At 58.2% G+C, this 591-nt stretch carries 1 protein-coding gene; it reads right to left on the bottom strand.

Annotated elements, in window-relative coordinates; all coding sequences use genetic code 11:
* Nucleotides 1-351 precede the first annotated feature (351 nt).
* On the bottom strand, nt 352-591 hold a 240-nt coding region (locus E7681_RS18640; protein WP_281277673.1), incomplete at its 5' end, for a plasmid partitioning protein RepB C-terminal domain-containing protein.

Raw genomic sequence — 591 nt, 5'->3', positions numbered from 1 at the left:
TTGCGTGTAGGAAAAATGTACACGCCCATTTTCTGTGCTGTTGGAGATGTTAGAGGAGTGCTTCTGCGCAGGCAATCGAAAATACACGCAAAGCGGGAAAAGTTCGCGCTTCTATGGGTTTGAATAAATTCAAGAATGCAGGCGTGCCGAGCTGCCCAATTACTCAGCACGCCTGCGAATGTCGCAGCAGTTTGAACTGCCACGCGGTCGGCGAAACCTCAGCCAACCTGGTGGGCTCCGAACGGGTTCGCCGCCATCCCCACCACCGCGATTGATCCGACCCACCGTCCGGCGTCTCCTGCGGTCCCCGCGCTTATCGGGTCCGGGTCCCCATTGAATCGACCGCGCGGGTTAATCCGCCTCGGCCGGCACGACCGTGTCCATCTCTGCAATGGTCTGAAACTCGGACAGGAATTCCGGGCGCGTTTGCATCAAATACCGCAACACGCGCGCGTTCCCGAGGAGCTTGGCGACATACCCCCGAAGCACGGTCAGCTGGAGATGGTCTTGGCCGTAGGTGTCCTGAATCTGGGTGATCCCTTCTTGAAGCCGGGCAAGCTCCTTTTCCATTCGTGCGACAGCTTGAGGTGT

This window comes from Thalassobius vesicularis, from assembly GCF_004799325.1.
GTDB classification, from domain to species: domain Bacteria; phylum Pseudomonadota; class Alphaproteobacteria; order Rhodobacterales; family Rhodobacteraceae; genus Thalassobius; species Thalassobius vesicularis.
This window is presented reverse-complemented; position numbering and strand designations above follow the sequence as displayed.